The organism is Pseudoalteromonas sp. Z9A6 (assembly GCF_011378805.1).
Taxonomy (GTDB): Bacteria; Pseudomonadota; Gammaproteobacteria; order Enterobacterales; family Alteromonadaceae; genus Pseudoalteromonas; species Pseudoalteromonas distincta.
The window spans coordinates 22,025-44,019 of record NZ_WTKZ01000026.1 but is presented as its reverse complement, the minus strand read 5'-3'; the positions used below and the strand labels follow the sequence as shown (position 1 = coordinate 44,019).

Annotated in this window: 20 protein-coding genes; 11 read left to right on the top strand and 9 right to left on the bottom strand. The window is 38.5% G+C overall.

The genetic code is table 11. From position 1 onward, the window contains the following. The first annotated feature begins 136 nt into the window (after window positions 1-136). Genes GQR53_RS11340 through azu form a run of 5 tightly spaced genes read left to right on the top strand, consistent with a single transcriptional unit; the run spans window position 137 to window position 3,957 of the window. A complete protein-coding gene (locus tag GQR53_RS11340) occupies window positions 137-946 on the top strand; it encodes an ABC transporter substrate-binding protein (protein WP_165743974.1) in 810 nt (269 codons plus the stop codon). After that, window positions 943-1,995, top strand: a complete 1,053-nt coding sequence (locus GQR53_RS11335) for an iron ABC transporter permease (protein WP_165743973.1) — start codon at window positions 943-945, stop codon at window positions 1,993-1,995. The genes GQR53_RS11340 and GQR53_RS11335 overlap by 4 nt, the downstream gene beginning before the upstream one ends. Next, window positions 1,992-2,780 carry a heme ABC transporter ATP-binding protein gene (locus GQR53_RS11330; protein WP_165743972.1) on the top strand — a complete coding sequence of 263 codons (789 nt, stop codon included), beginning with the start codon at window positions 1,992-1,994 and terminating at the stop codon, window positions 2,778-2,780. The genes GQR53_RS11335 and GQR53_RS11330 overlap by 4 nt, the downstream gene beginning before the upstream one ends. After that, window positions 2,777-3,520 (top strand): DUF2470 domain-containing protein, encoded by a 744-nt coding sequence (locus GQR53_RS11325; RefSeq protein ID WP_165743971.1) that lies wholly within the window; start codon window positions 2,777-2,779, stop codon window positions 3,518-3,520. Before GQR53_RS11330 ends, GQR53_RS11325 begins: the two co-directional genes overlap by 4 nt. Beyond that, window positions 3,517-3,957: an azurin gene (gene azu / locus GQR53_RS11320; RefSeq protein WP_165743970.1), complete on the top strand. Its 441-nt coding sequence runs from the start codon at window positions 3,517-3,519 to the stop codon at window positions 3,955-3,957. Before GQR53_RS11325 ends, azu begins: the two co-directional genes overlap by 4 nt. A 39-nt stretch (window positions 3,958-3,996) precedes the next feature. Here the strand turns inward: azu and GQR53_RS11315 are convergent, their stop codons facing one another. Continuing rightward, complete coding sequence (locus GQR53_RS11315; protein ID WP_165743969.1) at window positions 3,997-4,929, bottom strand: ChaN family lipoprotein; 933 nt, start codon at window positions 4,927-4,929, stop codon at window positions 3,997-3,999. Between the two features lie 364 nt (window positions 4,930-5,293). Between GQR53_RS11315 and GQR53_RS11310 the strand changes: the two genes are divergently transcribed. Beyond that, window positions 5,294-5,656 (top strand): molecular chaperone DnaJ, encoded by a 363-nt coding sequence (locus GQR53_RS11310; protein ID WP_331461835.1) that lies wholly within the window; start codon window positions 5,294-5,296, stop codon window positions 5,654-5,656. Window positions 5,657-5,891: 235 nt separating this feature from the next. Here GQR53_RS11310 and GQR53_RS11305 read toward each other — a convergent pair whose 3' ends face one another. Then, a complete protein-coding gene (locus GQR53_RS11305; RefSeq protein ID WP_165743968.1) occupies window positions 5,892-6,668 on the bottom strand; it encodes a class III extradiol ring-cleavage dioxygenase in 777 nt (258 codons plus the stop codon). A 105-nt stretch (window positions 6,669-6,773) separates the two neighbouring features. On the opposite strand from GQR53_RS11305, the gene GQR53_RS11300 reads away from it, so the two are divergent. Together GQR53_RS11300 and GQR53_RS11295 are read left to right on the top strand one after the other, a co-directional pair. Further along, window positions 6,774-7,679 carry a LysR family transcriptional regulator gene (locus GQR53_RS11300; RefSeq protein WP_165743967.1) on the top strand — a complete coding sequence of 302 codons (906 nt, stop codon included), beginning with the start codon at window positions 6,774-6,776 and terminating at the stop codon, window positions 7,677-7,679. 1 nt (window position 7,680) lies between these two features. Beyond that, a complete protein-coding gene (locus GQR53_RS11295; RefSeq protein WP_231619959.1) occupies window positions 7,681-7,839 on the top strand; it encodes a LysR family transcriptional regulator in 159 nt (52 codons plus the stop codon). A 101-nt stretch (window positions 7,840-7,940) separates the two neighbouring features. On the opposite strand, the gene GQR53_RS11290 is transcribed toward GQR53_RS11295, so the two are convergent. Beyond that, on the bottom strand, window positions 7,941-8,822 hold the full coding sequence (locus GQR53_RS11290; RefSeq protein ID WP_165743966.1) for a LysR family transcriptional regulator: 882 nt from the start codon (window positions 8,820-8,822) through the stop codon (window positions 7,941-7,943). Between the two features lie 115 nt (window positions 8,823-8,937). Between GQR53_RS11290 and GQR53_RS11285 the strand changes: the two genes are divergently transcribed. Continuing rightward, a complete protein-coding gene (locus GQR53_RS11285) occupies window positions 8,938-9,432 on the top strand; it encodes an amino acid racemase (RefSeq protein WP_197098970.1) in 495 nt (164 codons plus the stop codon). A 51-nt stretch (window positions 9,433-9,483) separates the two neighbouring features. Then, entirely contained in the window at window positions 9,484-9,669 is a 186-nt protein-coding gene (locus GQR53_RS20665; protein ID WP_197098969.1) for an aspartate/glutamate racemase family protein, read from the top strand. A gap of 255 nt (window positions 9,670-9,924) precedes the next feature. Here GQR53_RS20665 and GQR53_RS11280 read toward each other — a convergent pair whose 3' ends face one another. The 6 genes from GQR53_RS11280 to GQR53_RS11255 all read right to left on the bottom strand — a co-directional run bounded on the left by GQR53_RS11280 (window position 9,925) and on the right by GQR53_RS11255 (window position 19,988). Then, window positions 9,925-11,091 carry an aldo/keto reductase gene (locus GQR53_RS11280; RefSeq protein ID WP_165743965.1) on the bottom strand — a complete coding sequence of 389 codons (1,167 nt, stop codon included), beginning with the start codon at window positions 11,089-11,091 and terminating at the stop codon, window positions 9,925-9,927. A 616-nt stretch (window positions 11,092-11,707) separates the two neighbouring features. Continuing rightward, window positions 11,708-11,899 carry a DUF3185 family protein gene (locus GQR53_RS11275; protein ID WP_165743964.1) on the bottom strand — a complete coding sequence of 64 codons (192 nt, stop codon included), beginning with the start codon at window positions 11,897-11,899 and terminating at the stop codon, window positions 11,708-11,710. A gap of 51 nt (window positions 11,900-11,950) precedes the next feature. Further along, window positions 11,951-13,417: a DNA recombination protein RmuC gene (rmuC, locus tag GQR53_RS11270; RefSeq protein ID WP_024596527.1), complete on the bottom strand. Its 1,467-nt coding sequence runs from the start codon at window positions 13,415-13,417 to the stop codon at window positions 11,951-11,953. A gap of 801 nt (window positions 13,418-14,218) precedes the next feature. Next, complete coding sequence (locus tag GQR53_RS11265; protein WP_165743963.1) at window positions 14,219-17,365, bottom strand: DEAD/DEAH box helicase; 3,147 nt, start codon at window positions 17,363-17,365, stop codon at window positions 14,219-14,221. Between the two features lie 406 nt (window positions 17,366-17,771). Next, window positions 17,772-18,734, bottom strand: coding sequence for a transcriptional regulator (locus tag GQR53_RS11260; protein WP_165743962.1), 963 nt, complete (start codon window positions 18,732-18,734; stop codon window positions 17,772-17,774). Between the two features lie 15 nt (window positions 18,735-18,749). Further along, window positions 18,750-19,988 (bottom strand): AAA family ATPase, encoded by a 1,239-nt coding sequence (locus tag GQR53_RS11255; protein ID WP_024596524.1) that lies wholly within the window; start codon window positions 19,986-19,988, stop codon window positions 18,750-18,752. Window positions 19,989-20,769: 781 nt separating this feature from the next. On the opposite strand from GQR53_RS11255, the gene GQR53_RS11250 reads away from it, so the two are divergent. Further along, window positions 20,770-21,984, top strand: coding sequence for a replication protein A (locus GQR53_RS11250; RefSeq protein WP_165743961.1), 1,215 nt, complete (start codon window positions 20,770-20,772; stop codon window positions 21,982-21,984). Window positions 21,985-21,995: the final 11 nt, after the last annotated feature.

Below are 21,995 nucleotides of genomic sequence, written 5' to 3'. Positions count from 1 at the left end.
AACTCCAAATGATAATAGTTATTATTTATGGCGGAGATGTTACAACTAAGTCAAAATAAGATCAATTAATTACGATAATCATTTTCATTTAGATTTAACTGATTATAATAGCCAAAAAATAAAACCGGAGTGTGTAATGAAATACTTATTTATATTGTTTGCTTTAATGGCCCAATCTGCACTTGCACAAGAGCGCGTTATTAGCGCTGGCGGCACCCTTACTGAAATAATTTATGCGCTAGGCAAACAAAATACCCTTGTAGCGGTTGATCAATCGAGCATGTACCCGCACCAAGCCACGCAATTACCGCAAGTGGGCTATTATCGCGATTTAGCGGCAGAAGGCGTACTTTCAATGCGTCCAACCACCTTGTTAGCGCTTGAAGGCGCAGGGCGAAGCCAAGCACTTAAGCAAATTGAGGCAACAGGGGTTAAGCTAATTCATTATAAAAAGCCGACCTCAGTTAACGAGCTACTTGAGCTAATAAAACGCTTAGGTGACGATTTAAACGCTAAGCAAAAAGCACAAACACTTATTACGCACATTACAAAATCATTACCTGAAAAAGCAAAAGCGCAAACACACAGCGCGCTATTTTTACTCTCAGCTAATGAGCGCGGGCTTGTTGCCGCAGGACAAGAAACCGTCCCTAATTTATTATTTAGCTATGCAGGCATTACTAATATAGGCGCTACGCATTCAGGCTTTAAAGCAATTAACACCGAAGTACTTGCTATAAATCAGCCCGACTTTTTAGTAGCCCCAGCCCATGTTGTACACAGCCTTGGCGGTAAGCAGGCTTTTTGTGAGCAACCTACACTACTCTTATTAAAAGCGGCGCAAACCTGTAACTTACTTGTAATGGATAGCCTACTTTCGCTTGGCATGTCGCCACGTATTGCCACAGCAATTAATGAGCTTAACGAGTACAAAGCCCACTTATGAACACCCTAACATTGAGCCGTTTTAAGCCTGTAACACTTAGCCAAACCCATAAATGGATGCTATTAGCCTCTGTGTGTATTTTTGCTTTGGCGCTACTTAGCATAGGGTATGGGCCAGCAGGGTGGGATTGGCGTTTAGCCATTGCTTGGCTTGCGCCCGAGCGCTTTAATCAGTTTGATGCGCTGCAAATAAATGTCGTAATGCAAATACGTTTGCCACGCTTTGTCCTTGCAGTGCTTGTAGGGTTGGTGCTTGCCCAAACAGGCGCGTCAACGCAAGCGCTGTGCCGCAACCCATTGGCCGACCCATCTATTATTGGCATTAGTGCGGGTGCGGCTATGGTTGCAGTGGCGTTTATAGCACTTAGCGCGCAGTTTAATTTTAACGCGCAGTTGTATTTACCTTATGCCTCGTTTTTAGGGGCGCTTGGTGTTACCTCGCTGGTATATTTTATTGCCAAGCAGCAAGGGCAAATTAATATCACCACACTTATATTAGTCGGGGTTGCTATTAACGCATTAGCATTTGCGGTTATTGGGCTACTAAGCTTTTTTGCCGATGACAGTGCATTACGATTAATAAATTACTGGACCATGGGCTCATTAGGCGGGGCAAGCTGGAGCACAATTATTCAAGCAGCACCTTTACTTTTTATTAGCCTTATTGGCCTGTGGCGATTAAAAAATCCCATGAACTTACTTCTTATTGGCGAGTCACAAGCTCAGTACCTAGGAGTAGACACCAACAAGCTCAAACTATATGTAATTATACTTGTTGCATTAGGGGTAGGTGCGGTTGTAGCGCTTACCGGTTTAATAGGGTTTGTTGGTTTAGTAGTCCCGCATATTGCCCGCTTAATGGTGGGGCCGCATTTACGTAATATGCTGCCGCTTTGTATGTTAATTGGCGTAGTGGTATTGCTACTTTCTGACTGGCTAGCACGCATTGTGATCATGCCAGCAGAGCTACCCATTGGCATTATTACTGCGCTTTTAGGTGCGCCACTGTTTATTTATTTAATCGTTAAAAATAAGCGAGGTTGGTCATGATCACGTTTAACAACCTAAGCGTTGGCTTTGGCAACCATACCGTTTTAAACACCATTAATGGCAGTGCTAAACAAGGCCAACTTGTTGCATTACTTGGTGAAAATGGCGCGGGTAAATCTACTTTACTGCATACCTTAGCAGGTATGCAGTCATTTACAGGCAGTGTACTTTTTAATGCTAAGCCGCTGGCCTATCACGCTAAAAAACGCCTAGCCACACAGCGCGCAGTGATGATGCAAGCAAACCACGTAGGGTTTGATTTTACTGTATTTGAGCTTATTGCAATGGGCCGCTACCCGTATGTAGAGTCATTAAAAATGCAAAGCGAAAAAGTAAATAAATACGCCGCTATTATGGATTTAAACCAGTATTTAAATCGCCGCGTAAGTGCGCTTTCGGGCGGGGAGCAACAACGCGTGCATATGGCGCGTACTTTAGCGCAGCTAAACGCTTTTACACAATCGGCCGAGCCAAAACTAATGCTGCTCGACGAGCCTACATCAGCACTTGATATGCGCCATCAACATGCTTTGCTCAGCTGCGTTAAAGCATTTGTAGAGCAGGGTAACAGCGCCATTATTGCAATACACGATCTAAACTTGGCCAGCCTTTATGCAACCGATGCTATTTTACTGCACAACAAAAAAGTGCTGCAAAGTGGGCCTATAAACACCGTACTAACTGAACAAAACTTACAACAAATGTACGCCATGAAACTGCACGTAAACCCTCATCCTTATAACGATGCACCCATGGTTTTTTCTCAACGTCAGGAGTTTTTATGAGAGAACAAGCGTTAAACGATGCACGCACATTGGTTTACAAAACCAATGCTGGTGTCATGTCGACCATTTCTAATAATTTACGCGGTTACCCGTTTGGCTCAGTAACCCCCTATATGTGCGACGAACAAGGGCGTGTTTACTTTTTTATTAGCGATATAGCCCAGCACACTAAAAATCTAAAGCACGACTCACGTATGAGCCTTACCATATTTGACGCCACCGACAGTGGCGATCAAAACGAGCACGGCCGCGTAACGCTCGTAGGCGATGGCTCTATTGTGCCAAGTGAGCAAGTACACACTTTACTTGATAACTATATTGCCCTATACCCCGAAGCCGCTAGCTATCGCAATGCGCACGACTTTCAGTTATGGCAATTAGACGTAGTACGTGTGCGTTACATTGGCGGCTTTGGCAAAATATTTTGGCTTGAACAAAACGAATGGCAGGATGAGGCAAAAAACTGGGACGAAAGCCAACAGCAAAGCATGATTAACCATATGAATGAAGATCACCAAGATGCTATGTCGCTCATATTAATGCAGCACTACAGCGTTGCTGATAACACCCCAATAATGAGCGGCTTATTACCCACTGGCTTTTATATACAAAGCCAAAAGCGTAACTACTTTATTAACTTTAAAACCCAGTGCAACAGCCCGTTAGAGGTACGTAAAGCGCTGGTTGAGCTAACCAATCAAGCACGCAACAACTTAGCTAATACAGAGGAAACAGTATGAAAAAGTTAATAAGCCTTGCACTACTATTTAGTGCCAATGCTGCATATGCAGACGAATGCACACTAAATATAGATGCAAACGATATGATGCAGTTTTCAACTAAAACACTAAGCGCTCCTAAAAGCTGTAAAAAAGTAACCGTAAAGCTTAATCATGTAGGTAAATTACCTGCCAATGTAATGGGTCATAACTGGGTGCTATCTACTGAGCAAAACATGCAAGGTATTATCACCGATGGCAACGCAGCAGGGCTTAGCAACCAGTACTTAAAGCCTGACGATAGCCGCGTACTTGCCGCTACCGACATTATTGGCGGTGGTAAATCAGCGCAAGTGACTTTTGATACCAGCGGCTTAACCGCCAAAACAGATTACACTTATTTTTGCTCTTTCCCTGGCCACTACGCCATGATGAAAGGCACATTTACACTTAAATAAATAGCAAAGGGTGTATTAATCAAACACAGTGCCAACCTATTATTGGCACTGTGTTTTTTTGCCTCGTTTAGCTAACGCTTTAAAAGCCGCTTGTTGATGCGCTTTTTGAACATAACGAGGTGGCAAAGGGTTAGCCTGCAATTGGTACCCATCTTGATTTGCTTGCACACTTGTTACCGGCGATATCCAAACAACATTTAACTCTGGCGCTAAACGCTTAATAACACGCGCTATACCTTCGCCATTTTTTACATGAAAATCGCCCGCTATATGCATTACCTGCGCATCTTTATGTGCATTTAAATAGTTAACAATAGACTCCCCCATGGTTTCATCCCACGTAACTTGCGCTGCATAATAGTTTTCGTTTTGACTTGGCGTACCATGGTGCATTGATGCCATAAAGCGTTGTTTATAATCACTGGGGGACGTATCAATAGTGGCTGCAATGTAGCGGCGCTGTTTATCATCAAGTTTATTTAAATAACTTATGCCTTGCCTGCCAATACAGGTAACAATATTTTTAGGCGCATTGGCAGCTATTACATCGCTATTGTTCGTTTTTGCCAGCTCTACCAACGCACGGTAATCACTTTTGTAGTTAGGCCACGCTTGGGTGTTATCAATTAAGTATTGCTCACCAATTTCACCTTTAACATACTGGTTTAAAGTAAGCTGATCGGCGCGGCTAAATTGTTCAAGCGAAAGGGCAGTGCGTTTATTACTTTTGCTTAATTGCTCAAATAACTCAGCCTGAAATAAATGCACACCCGGGTGCGTATGCCATTCACCTACTAAAACCACATCGGCATTTAATAGCGTGGGCTCTAATAATACAGAGCTAACAGGCTTTGCTTGTGCATTATAAAGCGCAGTGTAATAAAGCGTTGAGCTTTTATCAGGCGGCACAGTTGTTGTGCTGCAACCACTCAAACCCGTAACTAACGCCAGAGTTAACATAGACTTTTTCATACTCATCTTTCAAAACCCGTTAATACAAATAATTATCAATATCATATATTTATAATGCGCTTTAAGCCAGCCAAAAACAGTACAAAATAAATAAGCAATGAAGATTAAATAGCGGGTTGTAGAGTGCAATTGATAGGCAGTTATGAGCGTTCTATCGTCATTCAGGGGGCGTTAGCTTAGTTAGAATAAGAGGATACTTTCCTCATTTTTACAAGTTTATATGAGTTACAGAAAGCATAATATTTATAACTGGCAATCACTTACACTATTTGCTATTAATGTAAGCTCACAAAATAAGGACGTTTTCACGCTAAAATAGGGAAAGTGTCCTCTGATAAAGCTGTTATGTAACACGGAGAGTTTAGTGAAAATTATACCTATAGCATTCATGGGCGCACTATTAGCCTTCCCATCATCTGCAAATGAAAATAGTTCTATTGGATATTTAGCTCTTCAAGCATTGAAAAATAAAGATGGTACAAATTTAAGCCTCCAAGGAGGCTGGACTATTATCGAAGATAAAGAAGAGTCTAACTTGGTTTTATGGTCGTTTACTCCCGAGACTCACACAGCTCACCCAGCAGCGATAAAACGTAAAGTCCTTGAGAAAAACCAAGCAATTTACATTCAAATGTCAGCACTCTGCCAAGCTAAAAAGGCAGATTGTGACAAGTTAATGAAAGAGTTTGAGCAGCTAAATAAGAACATCATGAAAGGTTCTGGATAAGTGTTACATAACAAGTTGCTCAAGTTCGTTCGTAAACTCACTGGGACAATTAACAGTTGGCTTGGCGCTTCGCGCAAGTTTAGCCAACTGCTAATTGCCCCTTAGCAAAGCGTTAAATTGCAAAAGGAGTTCGGGTGATATTCTCCCCAAAAGGATTAGCCCAACACCTCTTCGTAAACCCCCATTACACTTTGATTAAATAAACCACTAAGTACTTGCATCGTACTGATGAAAATTAATAAAACTTGTATGCATCAAGCGCTAAAATATCCATTTCTATATCCTCATGTATTTTTTTGGCTTTACCGTCACTACTTCCAAGCGCTGCAAAAAGAGGTAAAAAGTGCTCCTGGGTAGGGTGATTAAATAAAGCATGGGGTGCTTCATTTAAATAGTTAAGTAACGCTTGGGTGTTTTGCGCTATTAATTTTTGCTCAACCCAATGGGTAAACTCATTAACCATTTGAACACGATTAGGTGTAGCAGGGTTTTTAAATATTTCACGTAGATTGTGACTAATACCGCCCGAGCCAATAATTAATACGTTATCGTAGCGCAGTGGTGCAAGTAACTGCCCGTATTTATACATCGCCTGAGCGCCCAAACGCGTGTTAATAGACACCTGAACAATGGGAATATTAGCTGCTGGGTACATTAAGCGCAGCGGGATCCACACACCATGATCCCATCCTTGATCTGCATTTTGCACCGTTTTAATACCCGCTTTGTAAAAGTACTCACTAATAGTATTAGCAAGCTTAGGGTCTCCTGGTGCTGGGTATTGAATTTCATACAGGGGCTTGGGGAAGTTATAAAAGTCGTGAATAGTATGCGGCGCATCTCCTGATGTAATAACTATATCGTGCGCTTCATCAAAATGGGCAGAAAACACCACAATAGCTCGTGGTTTACTAAGCGTTTGACCTATTGATGCAAGAAAATCTGACGTAGCCGATTGCTGTACAGCCATCATTGGCGAACCGTGAGATATAAATAAAGCTGGCTGAGTCATACTAAAACCTTAAACAAATAGACGTGTTATAAACACTATATAAGTTTCTAATTTGACGATAAATATGATACTTATTTATACATTATCAACAAAGTATTGTTAAAGATGGATAAACTCACCACCATGAAGACCTTTTTAGCCGTCGTGCAAGAAGGATCATTTTCAAAAGCGGCCGATAAACTCGATATTTCGCCGCAGTTAGTCAGCAAATATATTTCTGCGCTGGAAGATAATCTACGCACGCGTTTATTACACCGTACAACGCGAAAAGTAAGTGTTACAGAGGCTGGAAATCAGTATTATCAGCGTTGTCAGCAGGTGGTTATTGATATTGAAGACATGGAAAACTCACTCAATAACTTAAGCGAAAATGTATCGGGTTTGCTTAGTATTAGTGCGCCTATGTCGTTTGGTACAAAGCATTTAGCAGGCTTGTTGATTGATTTTCAAAAGCAGTATCCAAATTTAAAGTTAGATTTACGGCTCACAGACCAATATGTAGATATAGTAGAGCAGGGTATTGATATTGCTCTGCGCATTGGTGTATTAAAAAACTCAACGTTGATAGCTAAAAAAATTGCACCTATACACCTAGCGGTGTTTGCGTCACCCGACTATTTAAAACGCCATGGCACGCCACAAACGCTTTTAGATTTACAGTCACATAACTATTTACGCTATTCCCACAGCGAACCCACAAAGCGATTATTTGGGGTTAATGAGTTAAAAAGCGAGCTAAAGCTTGAAAGTAACTTTGTGGCTAACAATGGTGATTTGCTACTAAATACAGCCATTGCGGGTGGTGGTATTGCTATGCAGCCCACATTTATAGCAGGGGAAGCACTGGCTCAAGGTAAAGTAGTGCGCATTTTAAATGACTACGAACCCGAGCCAATGGGGCTTTACATGGTATACGCTAATAGGCAGTTTTTACCCAGTAAAGTACGTGCGTTTGTTGATTTTGCAAGTGGCTATTATGACGATACACCTTACTGGGATTTAGGAGAGTGATATGTCGATAACTAATCAATTAACGTTATTTGTAGATGTAGTGCAACAAGGCTCATTTGCCAAAGCCGCAGCACTGCATGATATGGATAATTCGTCACTATCTAAGCAAATTAAAAAAAAGGACAAAACACCCAATTATTATGGAAGTAAAAATCCATAATAAAATAGGAATATAATTAAAATACAGATTCATATTACTGTGAGCGCGTTAAATTAATAACGCCCATTTACTGTAATGGGGGTTTACAGTAAATTTTTGCGTTATACATTTAGCTCTTTTAATTTATTCCAGACGCTCTCGCCGCCAGGGTGAAGCGCTGCATGGTACCGATACGCATAATATGTAATAGGTACGCAATGATGCTTTTGGCCAACTACAACTAAACTTTTCTCTTTTAGCTCTTTAGTAATGACATAGTTTGGTAACCAAGCAATGCCATTACCCTCTAAAGCCTGTATTTTTAAAAGCTCTGTCATCGACGATACAAATACTTTTTTAAGTTTAGAGCCCGATATTATCGGCTCTAACTGCCTACCCATATAAGAATCTAAACTGTAAGCTAAGTGAGGTACAAACCCATCACTTTCTAAATTGTATATTGCCTTACCGTTTGCATTGCAGGCACTCACTGGCAATAACTCTGCACTGCCTATTTTTTGATGACTAAACGGAGGTAACTTTAATCGTTCGTTATCAAAAGCAATAAGTAGGTCACATGCGCCCTGTTCGAGCGTAGCTGTGGCTTTATCAACATCAATGGCTTCTATATTGAGGACTACTTTGCGATCACTTTTACTATGAAAGTTCGACAGTTTTAGCGCTAAAAACGTAGCTAATGAGTGCGCTGCAGCAACCTTTACTGAGTGAGTTTCTTCAGAGGAGAGTTCTTCTAACATACTCACTGAGTTATTCATTTGGTTTATTAGATTACGCGCTGTTATATGAAATATTTTACCGCTTGAGGTAAGTGTAATTGGTAAGTTCTCTCTATCTATTAGCTCTGCACCTACGGCTTCTTCTAATGCTTTAATTCGTCGACTAAAAGCAGGTTGCGTTATATGCCTAAGCCTTGCGGACTGCGAAAAGCTTTTTGTATTAGATAAGGCCAAAAAATCTTCTAACCATTTACTCTCTATATTCATAATACTCACTCAAGATATGCAATTTAAGCATGGGCAGTAAAATAATAGCATTATTCAAAACAAAAAAAACACGATAAATTTAACCCATACAGTAACAACTTATCGGAATATAACAATGCTTAGAACACTAGGAGTATTGGGAGGAATGGGGCCTTTAGCTACCGCCTCATTTATGAATCAAGTAATTGCGTTATCACCTGCTAAGAATGATCAAGAGCACATACCTATGTTTATAAGGAATATCCCGCAAATTCCTGACAGAACAAATTTTTTAATGGGTATAGAAGATGAAAATCCATTTTTTGAGCTTAAAAAGGGTTTTAACCAACTTACTAGCTTAGGTGTAAGTTGCATTGTTATACCGTGTAATACCGCGCATTATTGGTACAACGCACTAACGAAAAATGCTGATGTGCATACCATTAGTATTGTACAAAGCGTTATTAAGCGCGCAAAGGCAACGGGCAAACGTAAGGTAGGGATATTAGCGACCACAGCCACGCTCAATATGCGGATATATCAGACGGCATTTAGTAAGCACAATATTGAATTTATTGAGCCTAACGAGCAGCAGCAAACATTTATAATGCAAGGTATAACGGCGGTTTAGTCAGGAGATTTAACCTCAGGACATAATCTTTTAAAACAAAGTTATGAGCTAATGCTAGCCCACGGTGCCGATACAGTACTATTTGGTTGCACCGAAATACCGCTAGTTTTAAATGAACAAGTATTTAATTCACCCGGTACATGTTTAGATACCATCGCGATTTTAGCGCAAGAGTGTGTTAATTGGGCTTATACAAGCACTCAACAATCAACTCACTTATTCTCAAGCGTTGCTTAAAAAATTAAGCATAGGTGCGCCAAGTAATACCAATTCGCTTAATTAAGTGATCTATTTTGAGGATGGAAAAACGTGTTGATAGCTAGGCAAAAAATTCGCGATTTAGTTGTTCTCGGCAATTGCTCCTGCATTGCTCTACCTTCTGCATCCATGCAGTCGTAAATGAAAATTTTTTAAACACAGGTAGCGACACGTTTAGCCCCGAAAAATGATTAAGTATTATTGCGGATTGGTATAAATGGCACACCTATTTTGTTATGTAGGTATGGGGGCGTTTTGTGCAATAAGCTGTTTAGATTTCAACTCACTCCAAAATTCGCTTGGTATGGTAACTTTCATTGAGGCTACATTAGCTTTAATTTGCTCCTCCGTGCGTGCCCCAGGAATAATTGAGGATACCGTTGAAGGCGCCTCTGCAAACTGCAGTGCAGCTGTTTTAATATCAATCCCATGTTTAGATGCAATGTCGCTTATTGCATTAAACTTTTGCTGCATAGGCCCTGGAATTTTAGGCGAGTAATTAAAGCGATTACGACCGGCTAAAAAACCACCATTAAGCGGCGCACCAATGACCGCTGAAATACCTCGTTTATCAAGCATAGGAAAGGTTTTATCAAGTGCCTGCTTGTGATCTAAAATTGAATACTGCAGCGCTAGTAAGCAAATATCAGGGTCTGACATATCAAGCGCTTTATAAACAGCATGAGGTGTATTTACTCCAAAACCCCAGCCTTTAATTATTCCTTCATCACGCATTTTAGTCAGCTCAGGAATAGCACCTTTAGCCGCTTGATCAAAATACTTAAGCCAGTCATCTCCCATATCGCTGTTTTGTGGTGATAAATCGTGAATATAGACAATATCGAGTGAAGCTACTCCAATACGATGCAAAGTATCTTCTATTGAACGGCGCGTGCCTGAGGCTGAATAATCATACTTATAATAAAACGGTGAGTGATCAGCCCAATGCCAACTGTTTTCTAAAGGCTCTGCTGAAGGGGTAAGAAGGCGGCCTACTTTTGAGGATAAAACATAATCTTCACGTTTTTTGTTTCGAAGTAAATCACCGAAGCGCCTTTCGCTTAAACTCAAACCGTAAAAAGGTGACGTATCAAAATGACGAATACCAGAATCCCATGCTGCATTTAGCATTGTTAAAATTTCTGTATCGCTTGATATAGTATTAAAGCCATTCCCGGCGGCAAGGCCGCCCAAGCCCACTCTTGATTCCGGCCGGTAATGCTTAGCGTTAGTAACATCGTTTGTGGGTAGAGCAGCGCTTTTATCTATTGATCCTTTAGTTTGCATAACACTGCCGTTAGACATTTTTACCTTTAGTTGCTCAGCCAAAGCTGAAGCACTAAAAATAGAGCCTAAACTTAAAGCAGCCCCTGCTTTAATAAAATTTCTGCGAGATACCATGTGACTATTCTCCTTGAGTAGGTTAAATATCTACGCTATAAGCTAGTATAAATAACAACCAAACCCAAGCAAGACAAAGACAATAAATACCAATACTATCAATAATATAGTTAAATTAACAAACACTGAACAGACGTTTGAATTAACATTTAAAACAGATTATTTTCTTTACTCGTATAGTCCTTTTAAATGCACAAAACAGTGCACTTTAATAGCTTGATAAAAAAGCATACTTCCAAATTGGTGCACGCTTTAATACTCATTTATACAACATAAAATGGTTACATTTATTAGATGTGTACAAATTAGTAGACAAAACCGTAATAAATTAAAGGTGCACAAATAATCTCACTAGCAAAGCGATTGCGGCAATAATTGGCTAATTTAACCGAGCGCAGTTGAAATAATTGGGGTAAATATTACAAAAACGTTTATTATTAAAGGTTTGCCTTGCAATACACGACGTATTTGTCTCTTTCACAATGCCATTGCTGGCAAGCCCTGTAAGAGTTTTATCTTGCCTAGTAACACTGTGCAGTGCAGACTATTACAACTAAATTCAACGTAGTTAGCGCTGAAAATAGCTGCTTAAATAGAGCTATTATTCAAGTTCAGGTTACTTGAGCTTTTTAATACCAATTAACACACAGATGGTACCGCCAATAATACCCGCCCATGCTTCTATTGGTGTGTCGCCACTAAATGCACGGCTAAGCTGCGAAGCCGCCGCATCATACACGTCGTATCCCCACATAATTAAAGCGATACCTATAACGATTAAAACAATTCCTACAATCTTATTATTCATAAATATCCTTAAGGTTTAACTTACATAAACTAAATAAAAAATAAATCAGAGTTAATCTAACTCTAATTGGGCACGTTCTACGCTCTCACTAGGTAGCTCTTTTTGTACCGACACACCTAGCTCTTTAAACTCTGATGCTTGTTTAATTAAATTACCTTTACCACGGTATAGCTGCGAAAATGCTTTATCATAACTTTCTTTCGCTTTATCAAGCTGCTTACCTACGCCTTCCATACTCAATAAAAAACCATTGAGCTTGTTATAAAAACGCTCCGCTCGACTTGCCAGCTCTTTTGAATATTTGGTTTGCTCTTCAAAACGCCAAAGCTGTTTAACAATATTTAAACTAGTAAGCAGGGTAGTGGGTGTAGCTACCAGTATATTTTTTTCGATTGCTTGTTGGTAAATATCGCTTTGATATTTGAGTGCTTCTACAAAAGCTGATTCTATTGGTACAAACATAACCACTACTTCTGGCGAGTTAATACCTGGTAAGCGGTCGTACGATTTACTCGCAAGTTCATTAATACGCGCTGTAACGGCGTTTACATGCTCTTTAATTGCTTGATTAGCATCTAGATCATTTTCAGCGTTCACGTAGCGTGTATAGGCATTTAATGAAGTTTTAGCATCAATAACTAAGTGGCGACCCTGTGGTAAGTACACAACTACATCAGGGCGCAAGCGGCCATCTTCAGTGTTAAACGACACTTCGCGCTTATAATCAACGCCTGCACGTAAGCCAGCACTATCTAATACGTTTTCGAGCATAAGCTCGCCCCAATTACCTTGGGTTTTCTTTTGCCCTTGTAGGGCGTTACTGAGCTTGTCGGCTTGATCTGTTATAGCTTGGCTTTTAGCTTGCAAATGCAGTAGCTCGGTTTTAAGCGCAGTCCGTTGTTTTATGTCTTCAACGTGCATTGATTCCATTTTTTCTCTAAAGCCTTTTAGCTCGCCTTGAACTGGTTTTAATAATTGCTCAATGCTTTCTTGATTTAAGGTTTTAAAGCTTTGTGATTTTTCTTCTAGAATTTTATTGGCTAGGTTTTCAAACTCTTTTTTGAGCGTATTTTTACTTTGCTCAATTTGCGCGAGTTGCTCGCTAAAGTTTTGCTGTTTTTGCTCAAGGGTAGTGCGCATATTATTATATTCAACATCGCGCTGATTATATTGTTCACGAAGCGCTGCCAGCTCGCCTTCGGCTTTACGCCAAAAATGATTGTATTGGATGCTTTGTTTTTCTTGTTCGCTAAAACGCGTTTTAAAATGCTGGGCTTCATCGCGCTGCTCTTGGTGAGTATGTTCTAGCAGTTCATGATCTTCTAGTAAGGCGCTGTATTGCAGCTCTTTATTATCAAATTGGTTTTGTAACAGGGAAAGCTGTTGCTGCTGTTCGCTTATTTGTAGATGTAGCTTTTTGCGAAGCCGTGTTGATACAGCGCCGTAAAATAGGGCGCCTAAAGCAACACCAGCACCAGCGCTTAGCCAATCAATATTAGTGAGTACTTGAGTGAGCATAAAATAAACTTATAAAATTTAGAGACATGCCATCATAACCAATAACCAACAACAGAAGTAGGGGAGTTAAGAAATTACAGACATAAAAAAACCAGCTTAAAATAAGCTGGTCAAATATTACTAATATTATTAGGTGAGGCTATATAACAACAGGCATTAGAGTAGACCGGATAACAAAATAATTAATTCAAATTAATTTGCGGAAGATCATTTATTTTTATTTGGGTTGATTTAAACAAATCAAATTATGGGCATAAAAAAAGCCAGTTCAAAATGAGCTGGCTCAATCATTACTAAAATGAGTAACTAAATAGGGGGAATCAACATGAAAACTTGTATTAACTGCAATTAATCAACAAGCATAATAGTAGACGCGTCTTTTTTAATTAAGTTCAAAAAAAATAAAAACTTTTAAAATAAGTGCTGAACGCTAAATTTTAGACATAAAAAAAGCCAACTCAAAATGGGCTGGCTCAATCATTACTAAAATTAGTAACTAAATAGGGAATCAACATGAAAACTTGTATTAACTGCAATTAATCAACAAGCATAATAGTAGACGCGTCTTTTTGAATTAAGTTCATAAAAAAATAAAAAACTTTTAAAATAAGTGCTGCGCGCTAAATTTTAGACATAAAAAAAGCCAACTCAAAATGGGCAGGCTCAATCATTACTAAAATTAGTAACTAAATGGGAAATCAACATGATGCTTGTGTTAACTGCAATTAATCAACAAGCATAATGATAGACGTCCGCTTTTTAATTAAGTTCATAAAAAGATCAAAACTTTTTAGATCTTTTTTAGTTTTTAATTAAAGACAACATTTGCTGCTCATCAAACTTTGTAAAGCTCATTGATTTATCAGTAAATAATGCATCAACAAGAGCTTGCTTGTCTTGCTGCATTTTAAATACTTTTTGCTCTATTGAGTTACTCATTATGAGCTTATAAACAAATACAGGATTAGTTTGACCAATACGGTAGGCTCTATCAGTCGCTTGCTTTTCTACTGCGGGATTCCACCATGGATCAAAATGAATAACAGTATCTGCTTGTGTTAAGTTAAGGCCTGTTCCACCGGCTTTTAAGCTAATTAAAAACACGGATGTTTTACCACAGGTAAACTCGTCGATTACTTTATCTCGTTGACGCGTTTGCCCTGTAAGCATACTAAAGTTAATGTTTATTTCTTCAAGGCGTTGAGCTATTAAATCGAGTGCCGATGTAAACTGACTAAATATAATAATCTTACGACCCAGGCTTAGCATAAGCGGTAAGTGTGTTGTTAACCATTCAAGCTTAGCAGAGCCTGCTTGAGTATGTGGATCTATTAATTTAGGGTGGCAACAAATTTGCCTTAACTTTAAAAGCGCCTCTAAAAATGCAAGCTTACTTTTTTGTGCGCCTTGTTCGGCAAATAAGTCTATTAGCTTCTCTTCTAATGAACGTGTAATGCCTTGGTACATTTCTTTTTGCTTAGGCTCAAACTCAAACTCTTTTGTAAGCTCTGTTTTTTCAGGTAACTCTTGCGCTACTTGTGCTTTAGCGCGGCGCATTATAAAGGGCATAATTAACGCTTTTAACTGCTCAGCCCTCTGCATATCAGCTTCACGCTCAATAGGTGTTTGAAAGTGCTGCTTAAAGTGGGCTTGAGAGCCAAGTAACGATGGCATAGCAAAATCGAGTAACGATTTAAGCTCAAGTAAATTATTCTCGATTGGAGTACCACTTAAACAAAGTTTAAAGTCGGCATTTAAGCGTTTAACTAATCGTGAGACCTGTGCGGTATCGTTTTTAATGTATTGTGCTTCATCGAGGATTATATTTTCAAAATATAATGGCGAGTAATATGCAATATCACGCTTTAAAAGCGGGTATGTAGTAAGAATGCATTGTGCTTGTGCTAAGTGTTGTAAAGGATCGTTACGGTTTGATCCAAAAATAGTGGTTACTTTTAAACTTTTAGCAAACTTAGTAATTTCGTTTTTCCAATTACTCACCAAGCTAGTTGGGCACACTATAAGTGTAGGGCCTGCTTGAGGGCGGTTAAATGTACTCGCTAAAAATGCAATAACTTGGAGTGTTTTACCCAACCCCATGTCGTCAGCTAAAATACCACCTAATTGATGACGTTTTAAAAAGCTAAGCCAATCAACGCCTTGCTGTTGGTACTCACGAAGTGTTACAGAGTCATTTAAGCCATGTAATGAAACCTTAGGCATTGCCTTATCGGTATTATTTAACTCTTGTAAATATAGCTCAAGTGAATCGTCGTGAAGCTCTACATTAATAGCTGTGTGCTTTACTAGTTCAGGTAAATACGAAAGCGGAATATTAAATTCGTCACGTGTTTTTACAAATTCAAAGCGTTCTTTAAATTCGTTTAATAAGTTAATGGCAGACTTATTAATAACCCCAAATTGACGACCAAGCGGGTAGTAATAAAACAGTTCACTTTGGCGATTCAATGACTGATAAAGCGAATCAGCATTAGTAAACAACAGCGCTGCTTTTGCGTCACACAACAATACTTTGCAGTGCATTTGATGCCCTGCTGCACGGTGTACATGTAAACTCACTTCACATTGTGGATTAGGGCTTGTTACTTTACTTACACTGACTTGCCAACCACGCTGCTTAAAGCCAGGAAATACTTCGTATATTAGCCAATGCAAATGGATAGGAGATTGCTTTGTAAATACAAGCTCACTTTGTAAACCCCCTTTACAAAATTCAAACCCTAGATTGATTAGCTCGTTAGTTACGGTGTTTTCAAATGCGCTATTTATAGTACTTGCTGGGGCAGAACCAGCTAAATAGTTTTTATTTTTATACTTAAATAACAGCGAAAGTGATAAACCTTGCTCGCCCATTGTTACTTTTAAAACAGCATTACTAGATAGCTTAGGTAACGTTGGCTGCAAGTTAGTAGGGTGCGGTATAACACCTGCACCAAAGTTATCTGCAAGTTGTTTGTATATTCTGTCAAAATTAGCGTCATGCAAAGCAGGCATAGTTTGTAAATGCGCTATTTCGTCTGCACTCAATGGTGTACGAAGACGACCCGCTTTTAAATGATCTAAATCGAGGTAAGTAGGCGGTGTTGTTTTTAATAAAGCCCAGTTTTGGGTTTGCTCGAGCTTAATAACTAATTGTGATAGATCTTTATCTTGCTCCCAACTAAAACTCAATGCTTGGCCAGATTGCGCTTTAATTGGCACGCGAGAGCGCTGAAAAAACAAGCGCTCAGTAGCTATCAATTGTTGTAGGGCACTAAAGCCCCATTGGCCTTTTAGCTCAATACTTCCTACTGCATTTTGTGAACGTATCCAACTAAATAATCTAAAATCACTTTCGAGTAAATCATTTGGCGTTACGAAACTATTTAACTGCTGCTCAGTGAGGTTTCGGCCTAACGTGTAATTCTTTTTAGTCTCAAAATTAGCTATTTTAGGTGTTAAAAATACTTTGTTATTTTCAATATCTAATACAAATAATAATACTTGCGAGGGTGTATGTTGATCACCACTTTTAAGAGCGCTTAATTCACTAAACCAATCATTAATGAAGTAATCTTCACCGTATTCACCAGAGTGCTCTATTTTAAGCTTAAACAAAATAGCAGCTAAATGTCGGCATTTGGTTTTTGCATTACACGAACAGTGTGTATCAACAGAATAACCAGTTGGTACTTTACTGATCTCAATACGTTGGTTAAATGATGATCCGTTATCCACTTGCACGGTAGAGTCTACAACAGAAAAATTAGGGGTATGCTCTAGCCAGGTGATTTGACCTTTCTTGTAGTACTCTTTGCCTTTATCTAAGACATTTTCGCGGAAAAGTTTTTTAATAAAGCGTTCAGAAAGAGGAAACTGGGTAGCCTGCTCATTTTTAATTTCTTCAAAAATAGCCATTAAATCATTTTTTGATAAGTTAGCAGACATGTCACTCTAAGCATTAAATTTTAAAAATAATTCTGCCAGTATATGCCTTATGTGCTCTGAGCTAAAGCACTATTAACAAGATATAAACTGGTTGGAGCTGATAGGTTAGTAAAAAATCGGTTTATAGGTAAAAATGAGTATAAAATTTCACAAAATATTAGGCATTACATACAAATATAAAAATTAAACGGCACGTTATAGATCACAATTTTACTAACAATGATAATAAACCAAGAGCAAATAGCTAAAAGGGGGCGATTAGTTAGTAAAAAAGTGATCTTGAAGAGGAAATATGATTATTTAAGGTAGGATTAGGCTAGTAAAGATCAGATTTTTACTAACAAAACAATCTGTCAGATCACTATTTAACTAAGTAGACATGTCTGACAGATCATTATTTAACTAACTAATTAAAGGCACTTAATAGCTTAGTTAATTGTTCTAAGCGTTTGTCTGTCATCACTTTATTGTCAATTTTGATAGACACATCACCACTTTTTAAATTGCGTTGTACCGATACAAACTTATTTTCAAGTACAGCTTCACGCTTAACAGCAACTTGAGGCTCAGCAGTTAGGCATTTGGTGATTGCCATTGCACGCTTGTCGTCACTTGTAATGGCGTTTAGCTCTTCATCGCTAGCTAGGTCACTAACAAGCTGATTAAACGCCTCTTGGTCTCTCTCCTTTGCGCTCATGAGCTTTTTAGCCACTTCGCGACCCACGTGATTCGCAGTAGGGTAGAGTGCAATAACTTCAGCAGGTATTTGTTCATACGCTTTAACAGCATCTGCAATGGCGGTGTGTGATACACCTTCAATTGCAGCAATCTCTCTGTAAGATCCTTTTTTGCCTTGTTCAATAAGCTCATTTTTAGTTTGCTGGTAAGCTTGTCCTAGCTCCCATAAACTTGGAGCGATATATTGATCTGAAGATACAGCTAAAATTTTAGCGTCTTGCTCAGTAAAGTCACTTGAACTAAGTACTAAATAATCAGCGTTACCTAAAATACAGGCCATACGACGGCGAGAACCCGCTAAGACTAAGCTTTTATCACCCTGATCCCAAAGTAACGCAGGGTGCTGATTACGGCCATCCTCTGCAATGGCAGGTAAAATATCCGATACTGACTTTTCGTTAAGAAGTGCTTGTACACGGCGATTTTTACCGTATACACCAGTTGTAGATTCAATGTCAGCGTGTGCGATCACTTTGCAAATAAGTGTAATTTGGCGCTCAGGATCGCTCGGTGCTGGCATGCGAATTACATCACCAGCATTTGCTTGTTCAAGTAATGCGTCAAGGCTACTACTTCCTACAGCTGTTGCAAAAGGATCTAAGCGGGTGTCATTTTTACGTTTTTTAGCCATTTTTATTTAACATCCTTACTTAGGGGTATTGAGTGTTGATTGAGTTGACTGCCAATTTGAACGAATAAGCATTTCTAGCTCATCGACCACATCTTTAATATTTTCTTGAGCGCGCATTAGTGATTCACGGCTTGCTAAGCTGTCTGACGCTTTTTGATCAAAAATAGTATTGAAAGACGAAGAGCTAGCAGTAATCGCCGAGCTGTGGTTGATTGGGTAACTCATAACTTGGCGACCGAATGCACTACGAACATCTTTAACAATATCGCGCTGTGAGTGATTACCTTTTACATAGTTGGTAACTAAAAACTGCATAAAGTCCCATCCCTCATGGCCAAGTGCCGCAACGGTATGGTAAATCTCACCTAGTCGTTTTAAATATTTATTATTAGCATCAAAGTCTACAGCTTCTGGATGAACAGGAATAAGCATCGCAGTAGAAGCCATTAATGCATTATAAAACATAAAGTTAAGAGTTGGAGCTGTATCTATTAATATAATATCAAACTCGTCTTTAACAGGGTTAATTACTTTTTCAAGTAACTTATGGTAATGACGAGTTTGCTCATAATTTGAGGTGTCTTTGAGTAATGTTGCAGTTTCGTGCTCAAAATAAAAATCGTCCATACCTGATGGTAGTACACGAATATTTGGGATATGCGTTGGTAAAAATGAGTTTGAAACAAATTCAGGCCATGTTTCGCCCTCATCTAAATCTATACAATCACGCATTAAATCACCAACAGTAATTGGGTCATGCTCGCTTGAAGGAAAAAAGCTTGAAGAAGAGCCTTGAGGATCTAAATCAATTATTCCAATGCGATAGCGCTTAATATTTGTAGTTGCCAGCGCTGCTGCAATATTAACCATGCTGGTTGTTTTGCCACAGCCACCTTTGAGAGAATTAATGACAATAACTTGCAGTTTGTCATCACCAGTACGATGATCTGGTTTAATATCCATAATATCAGCCATAGCAAAAATGTTTACTAATGTGTAAGCATAATGACCATTGGCGCCGCGTTTTATGTTTAAATCATCAAAGTCACCGTTGTCATGACGTCTTTTTAAAGTACGATTATTACAACCTAATAAATCGGCAGCTGCTTTTTGCGTATAAGTTCTTAATTCTTTTTCTTCTGATTTAAGATGAGCACGATAGTGCTGAATACGACCTTCTAATGATTTTTCAGCTACTTCGGCAGTTGCTTTTAAAAGCCGGTAGGTACTTAACGCGTTATTATTGATAGACATACTTTCTTCCTCAAAGTTAGGCAGTTAGTATAATGTCCATTCAAATTGCTGTAAATAACTATTTAAGACGACATGCGTTTTAAAAAGAAGACATTTAAAAATACTTTTACACTTTTACACTTTTAATGTTGCTTAGTATAAATAAAGAAGTTTAAAGGTGGTTAAATATATAAGGTAGTAAAGGTTAAGGGCCTAAAATTAACACATAACATTATGATTAATATAAACAATATAAAAAAAAGCAGATCAGCGTTATACTTGGTTAAGATCAGATCTTTATCTACCTGCAGATCAGCTTTTTACTAAGCCTTATTTTTTAAATCAAGTTACCCACAGGTTGCGCATAAGGTTATGAACAAAAAGAGCCCTTGAGATCAACTTTTTACTAAGTAAATTATAAAGTTATGCACTAACCTTAGCGTCAATAGGTTCGTTTAATTAGTATGGATCTGATCTGTACTTGGTACAGATCAGATCTATGCTAACTCGATAAGCCTTTATCCACAGGGATATTAATTTTATTGTGAATTTGTCGTGCTAAATTTTAAAATAAAGCCATTGTGATGGACAAAATAACAGCTGAGTTAGTAAAAAACAGATTTGTGATGACCCAGTTAGTAAAAATATGATCTGAAATCGCAAGTTATGTACATTACTTAGTATAATAGTGATCTAAACGTTTTATTTAAAGTCAGATCACTTTTATACTAACTTAAACATTTAACTTTTGTTGTTTAATGTGTTGTTATTAGATGTCGCAATAAAAATGGAAATAAGAACAATGAGCCGAAAGGTCAACATCTCGGTAGATAATTTGCCCGATACACTCAGGGGCCAAATCCACGGGGTGGAAAGTGCAATTGATAACGAAAGTTTAGCACTATTTACAGACAACAAAGACGTGCGAATTTCTATTGAAAATGCAGCTCATGGTTTACGTGCATATTCAAACACGTTTAATCATTATGATTTGTGGGGCCGTTTTGTTCGCTCTGGCTATAAAAAATTGCCACTTGAAGAAGCGCCTAAAAAAACAATCATTACGCGTAAAATATCGGAGAAAGTTGATGGTATTTTATACGATGGTGAGATAAAAATTACCCCTGCTGTTGTCAGTACTCGTAAAGATGGCGAAGATATTGAGTATCTTGTTTGGCCATCGGACAGAGAAGAAAAAGTAGAACGAGCACTTATTCGTTTAGCTTCTAAAGGCAAAATAGTAAAAATTAATTTTAAGTCCGGTATTCAATACGCGGTTGTTTTTTCTATGAACGAATTAGCGCAAGAGCTCAAAGCGGTAGGGCAGTCAATGCCATATCCTGCTATTAAAGAGTCACTTGAAGCATTGCAAGGTTCTAAACTTTCATTTAAATATTCAGCAACCGATACTAAAAACTCCGATATAGATGATTCGTTTTACGAGTCAAATATGAACTTTTTATCGTCACTTCACTTTAGTGGCAAAAAAGGTCAAGGTGGCAATGTAAAGTGTGTGGCCTGCTTAAATGCGTTTGTTCATAACATGATTGATAACCTTGAATACAAAGGGTATTACTTTAATAGTGCACAAGAATTAAAACGGGGATTGTCGCGTTGGATGATGCTTCGTTTGTATCACCTTTGGCGTTATGCAGCTCCAGGTAAAACTTATCATTTTAGATTACTTTCTATTATGGAAAAATACGGATCTATTTATTCAACTGATGATATTACGGAAAATAAATTAAAAGCGCTTCGTCGTGATATGACCACCACAATGAAAGATTTGATTGAAAAAGGTGCTATATCAGAATACAGCATTACAAACGTCAAAGATGACAAAAATGGTAACATTATTGATTACACATACGAAATGCACCCGTCTGATCAGTTTTGCGATGAAATACTTACATTGAACAAACACAACAAACGCATTGAGATTCAAGGCGGTAAACGTATTGTTGAAAATGCAGTGTTAATTGATGAAGATAAAATAGAAGAGATAGTAGAAAAATAATAAACGTTATT

What these genes read in the sequence shown, in the direction of transcription:
- GQR53_RS11280 (WP_165743965.1), bottom strand. Translation starts at nt 11,091, where the DNA reads ATGGTATCTCGCAGAAATTTTATTAAAGCAGGGGCTGCTTTAAGTTTA.
- azu (WP_165743970.1), top strand. Translation starts at nt 3,517, where the DNA reads ATGAAAAAGTTAATAAGCCTTGCACTACTATTTAGTGCCAATGCTGCA.
- GQR53_RS11255 (WP_024596524.1), bottom strand. Translation starts at nt 19,988, where the DNA reads ATGTCTATCAATAATAACGCGTTAAGTACCTACCGGCTTTTAAAAGCA.
- GQR53_RS11285 (WP_197098970.1), top strand. Translation starts at nt 8,938, where the DNA reads ATGCTTAGAACACTAGGAGTATTGGGAGGAATGGGGCCTTTAGCTACC.
- GQR53_RS11275 (WP_165743964.1), bottom strand. Translation starts at nt 11,899, where the DNA reads ATGAATAATAAGATTGTAGGAATTGTTTTAATCGTTATAGGTATCGCT.
- GQR53_RS20665 (WP_197098969.1), top strand. Translation starts at nt 9,484, where the DNA reads ATGCTAGCCCACGGTGCCGATACAGTACTATTTGGTTGCACCGAAATA.
- rmuC (WP_024596527.1), bottom strand. Translation starts at nt 13,417, where the DNA reads ATGCTCACTCAAGTACTCACTAATATTGATTGGCTAAGCGCTGGTGCT.
- GQR53_RS11330 (WP_165743972.1), top strand. Translation starts at nt 1,992, where the DNA reads ATGATCACGTTTAACAACCTAAGCGTTGGCTTTGGCAACCATACCGTT.
- GQR53_RS11300 (WP_165743967.1), top strand. Translation starts at nt 6,774, where the DNA reads ATGGATAAACTCACCACCATGAAGACCTTTTTAGCCGTCGTGCAAGAA.
- GQR53_RS11265 (WP_165743963.1), bottom strand. Translation starts at nt 17,365, where the DNA reads ATGTCTGCTAACTTATCAAAAAATGATTTAATGGCTATTTTTGAAGAA.
- GQR53_RS11260 (WP_165743962.1), bottom strand. Translation starts at nt 18,734, where the DNA reads ATGGCTAAAAAACGTAAAAATGACACCCGCTTAGATCCTTTTGCAACA.
- GQR53_RS11305 (WP_165743968.1), bottom strand. Translation starts at nt 6,668, where the DNA reads ATGACTCAGCCAGCTTTATTTATATCTCACGGTTCGCCAATGATGGCT.
- GQR53_RS11340 (WP_165743974.1), top strand. Translation starts at nt 137, where the DNA reads ATGAAATACTTATTTATATTGTTTGCTTTAATGGCCCAATCTGCACTT.
- GQR53_RS11250 (WP_165743961.1), top strand. Translation starts at nt 20,770, where the DNA reads ATGAGCCGAAAGGTCAACATCTCGGTAGATAATTTGCCCGATACACTC.
- GQR53_RS11315 (WP_165743969.1), bottom strand. Translation starts at nt 4,929, where the DNA reads ATGAAAAAGTCTATGTTAACTCTGGCGTTAGTTACGGGTTTGAGTGGT.
- GQR53_RS11325 (WP_165743971.1), top strand. Translation starts at nt 2,777, where the DNA reads ATGAGAGAACAAGCGTTAAACGATGCACGCACATTGGTTTACAAAACC.
- GQR53_RS11295 (WP_231619959.1), top strand. Translation starts at nt 7,681, where the DNA reads ATGTCGATAACTAATCAATTAACGTTATTTGTAGATGTAGTGCAACAA.
- GQR53_RS11290 (WP_165743966.1), bottom strand. Translation starts at nt 8,822, where the DNA reads ATGAATATAGAGAGTAAATGGTTAGAAGATTTTTTGGCCTTATCTAAT.
- GQR53_RS11335 (WP_165743973.1), top strand. Translation starts at nt 943, where the DNA reads ATGAACACCCTAACATTGAGCCGTTTTAAGCCTGTAACACTTAGCCAA.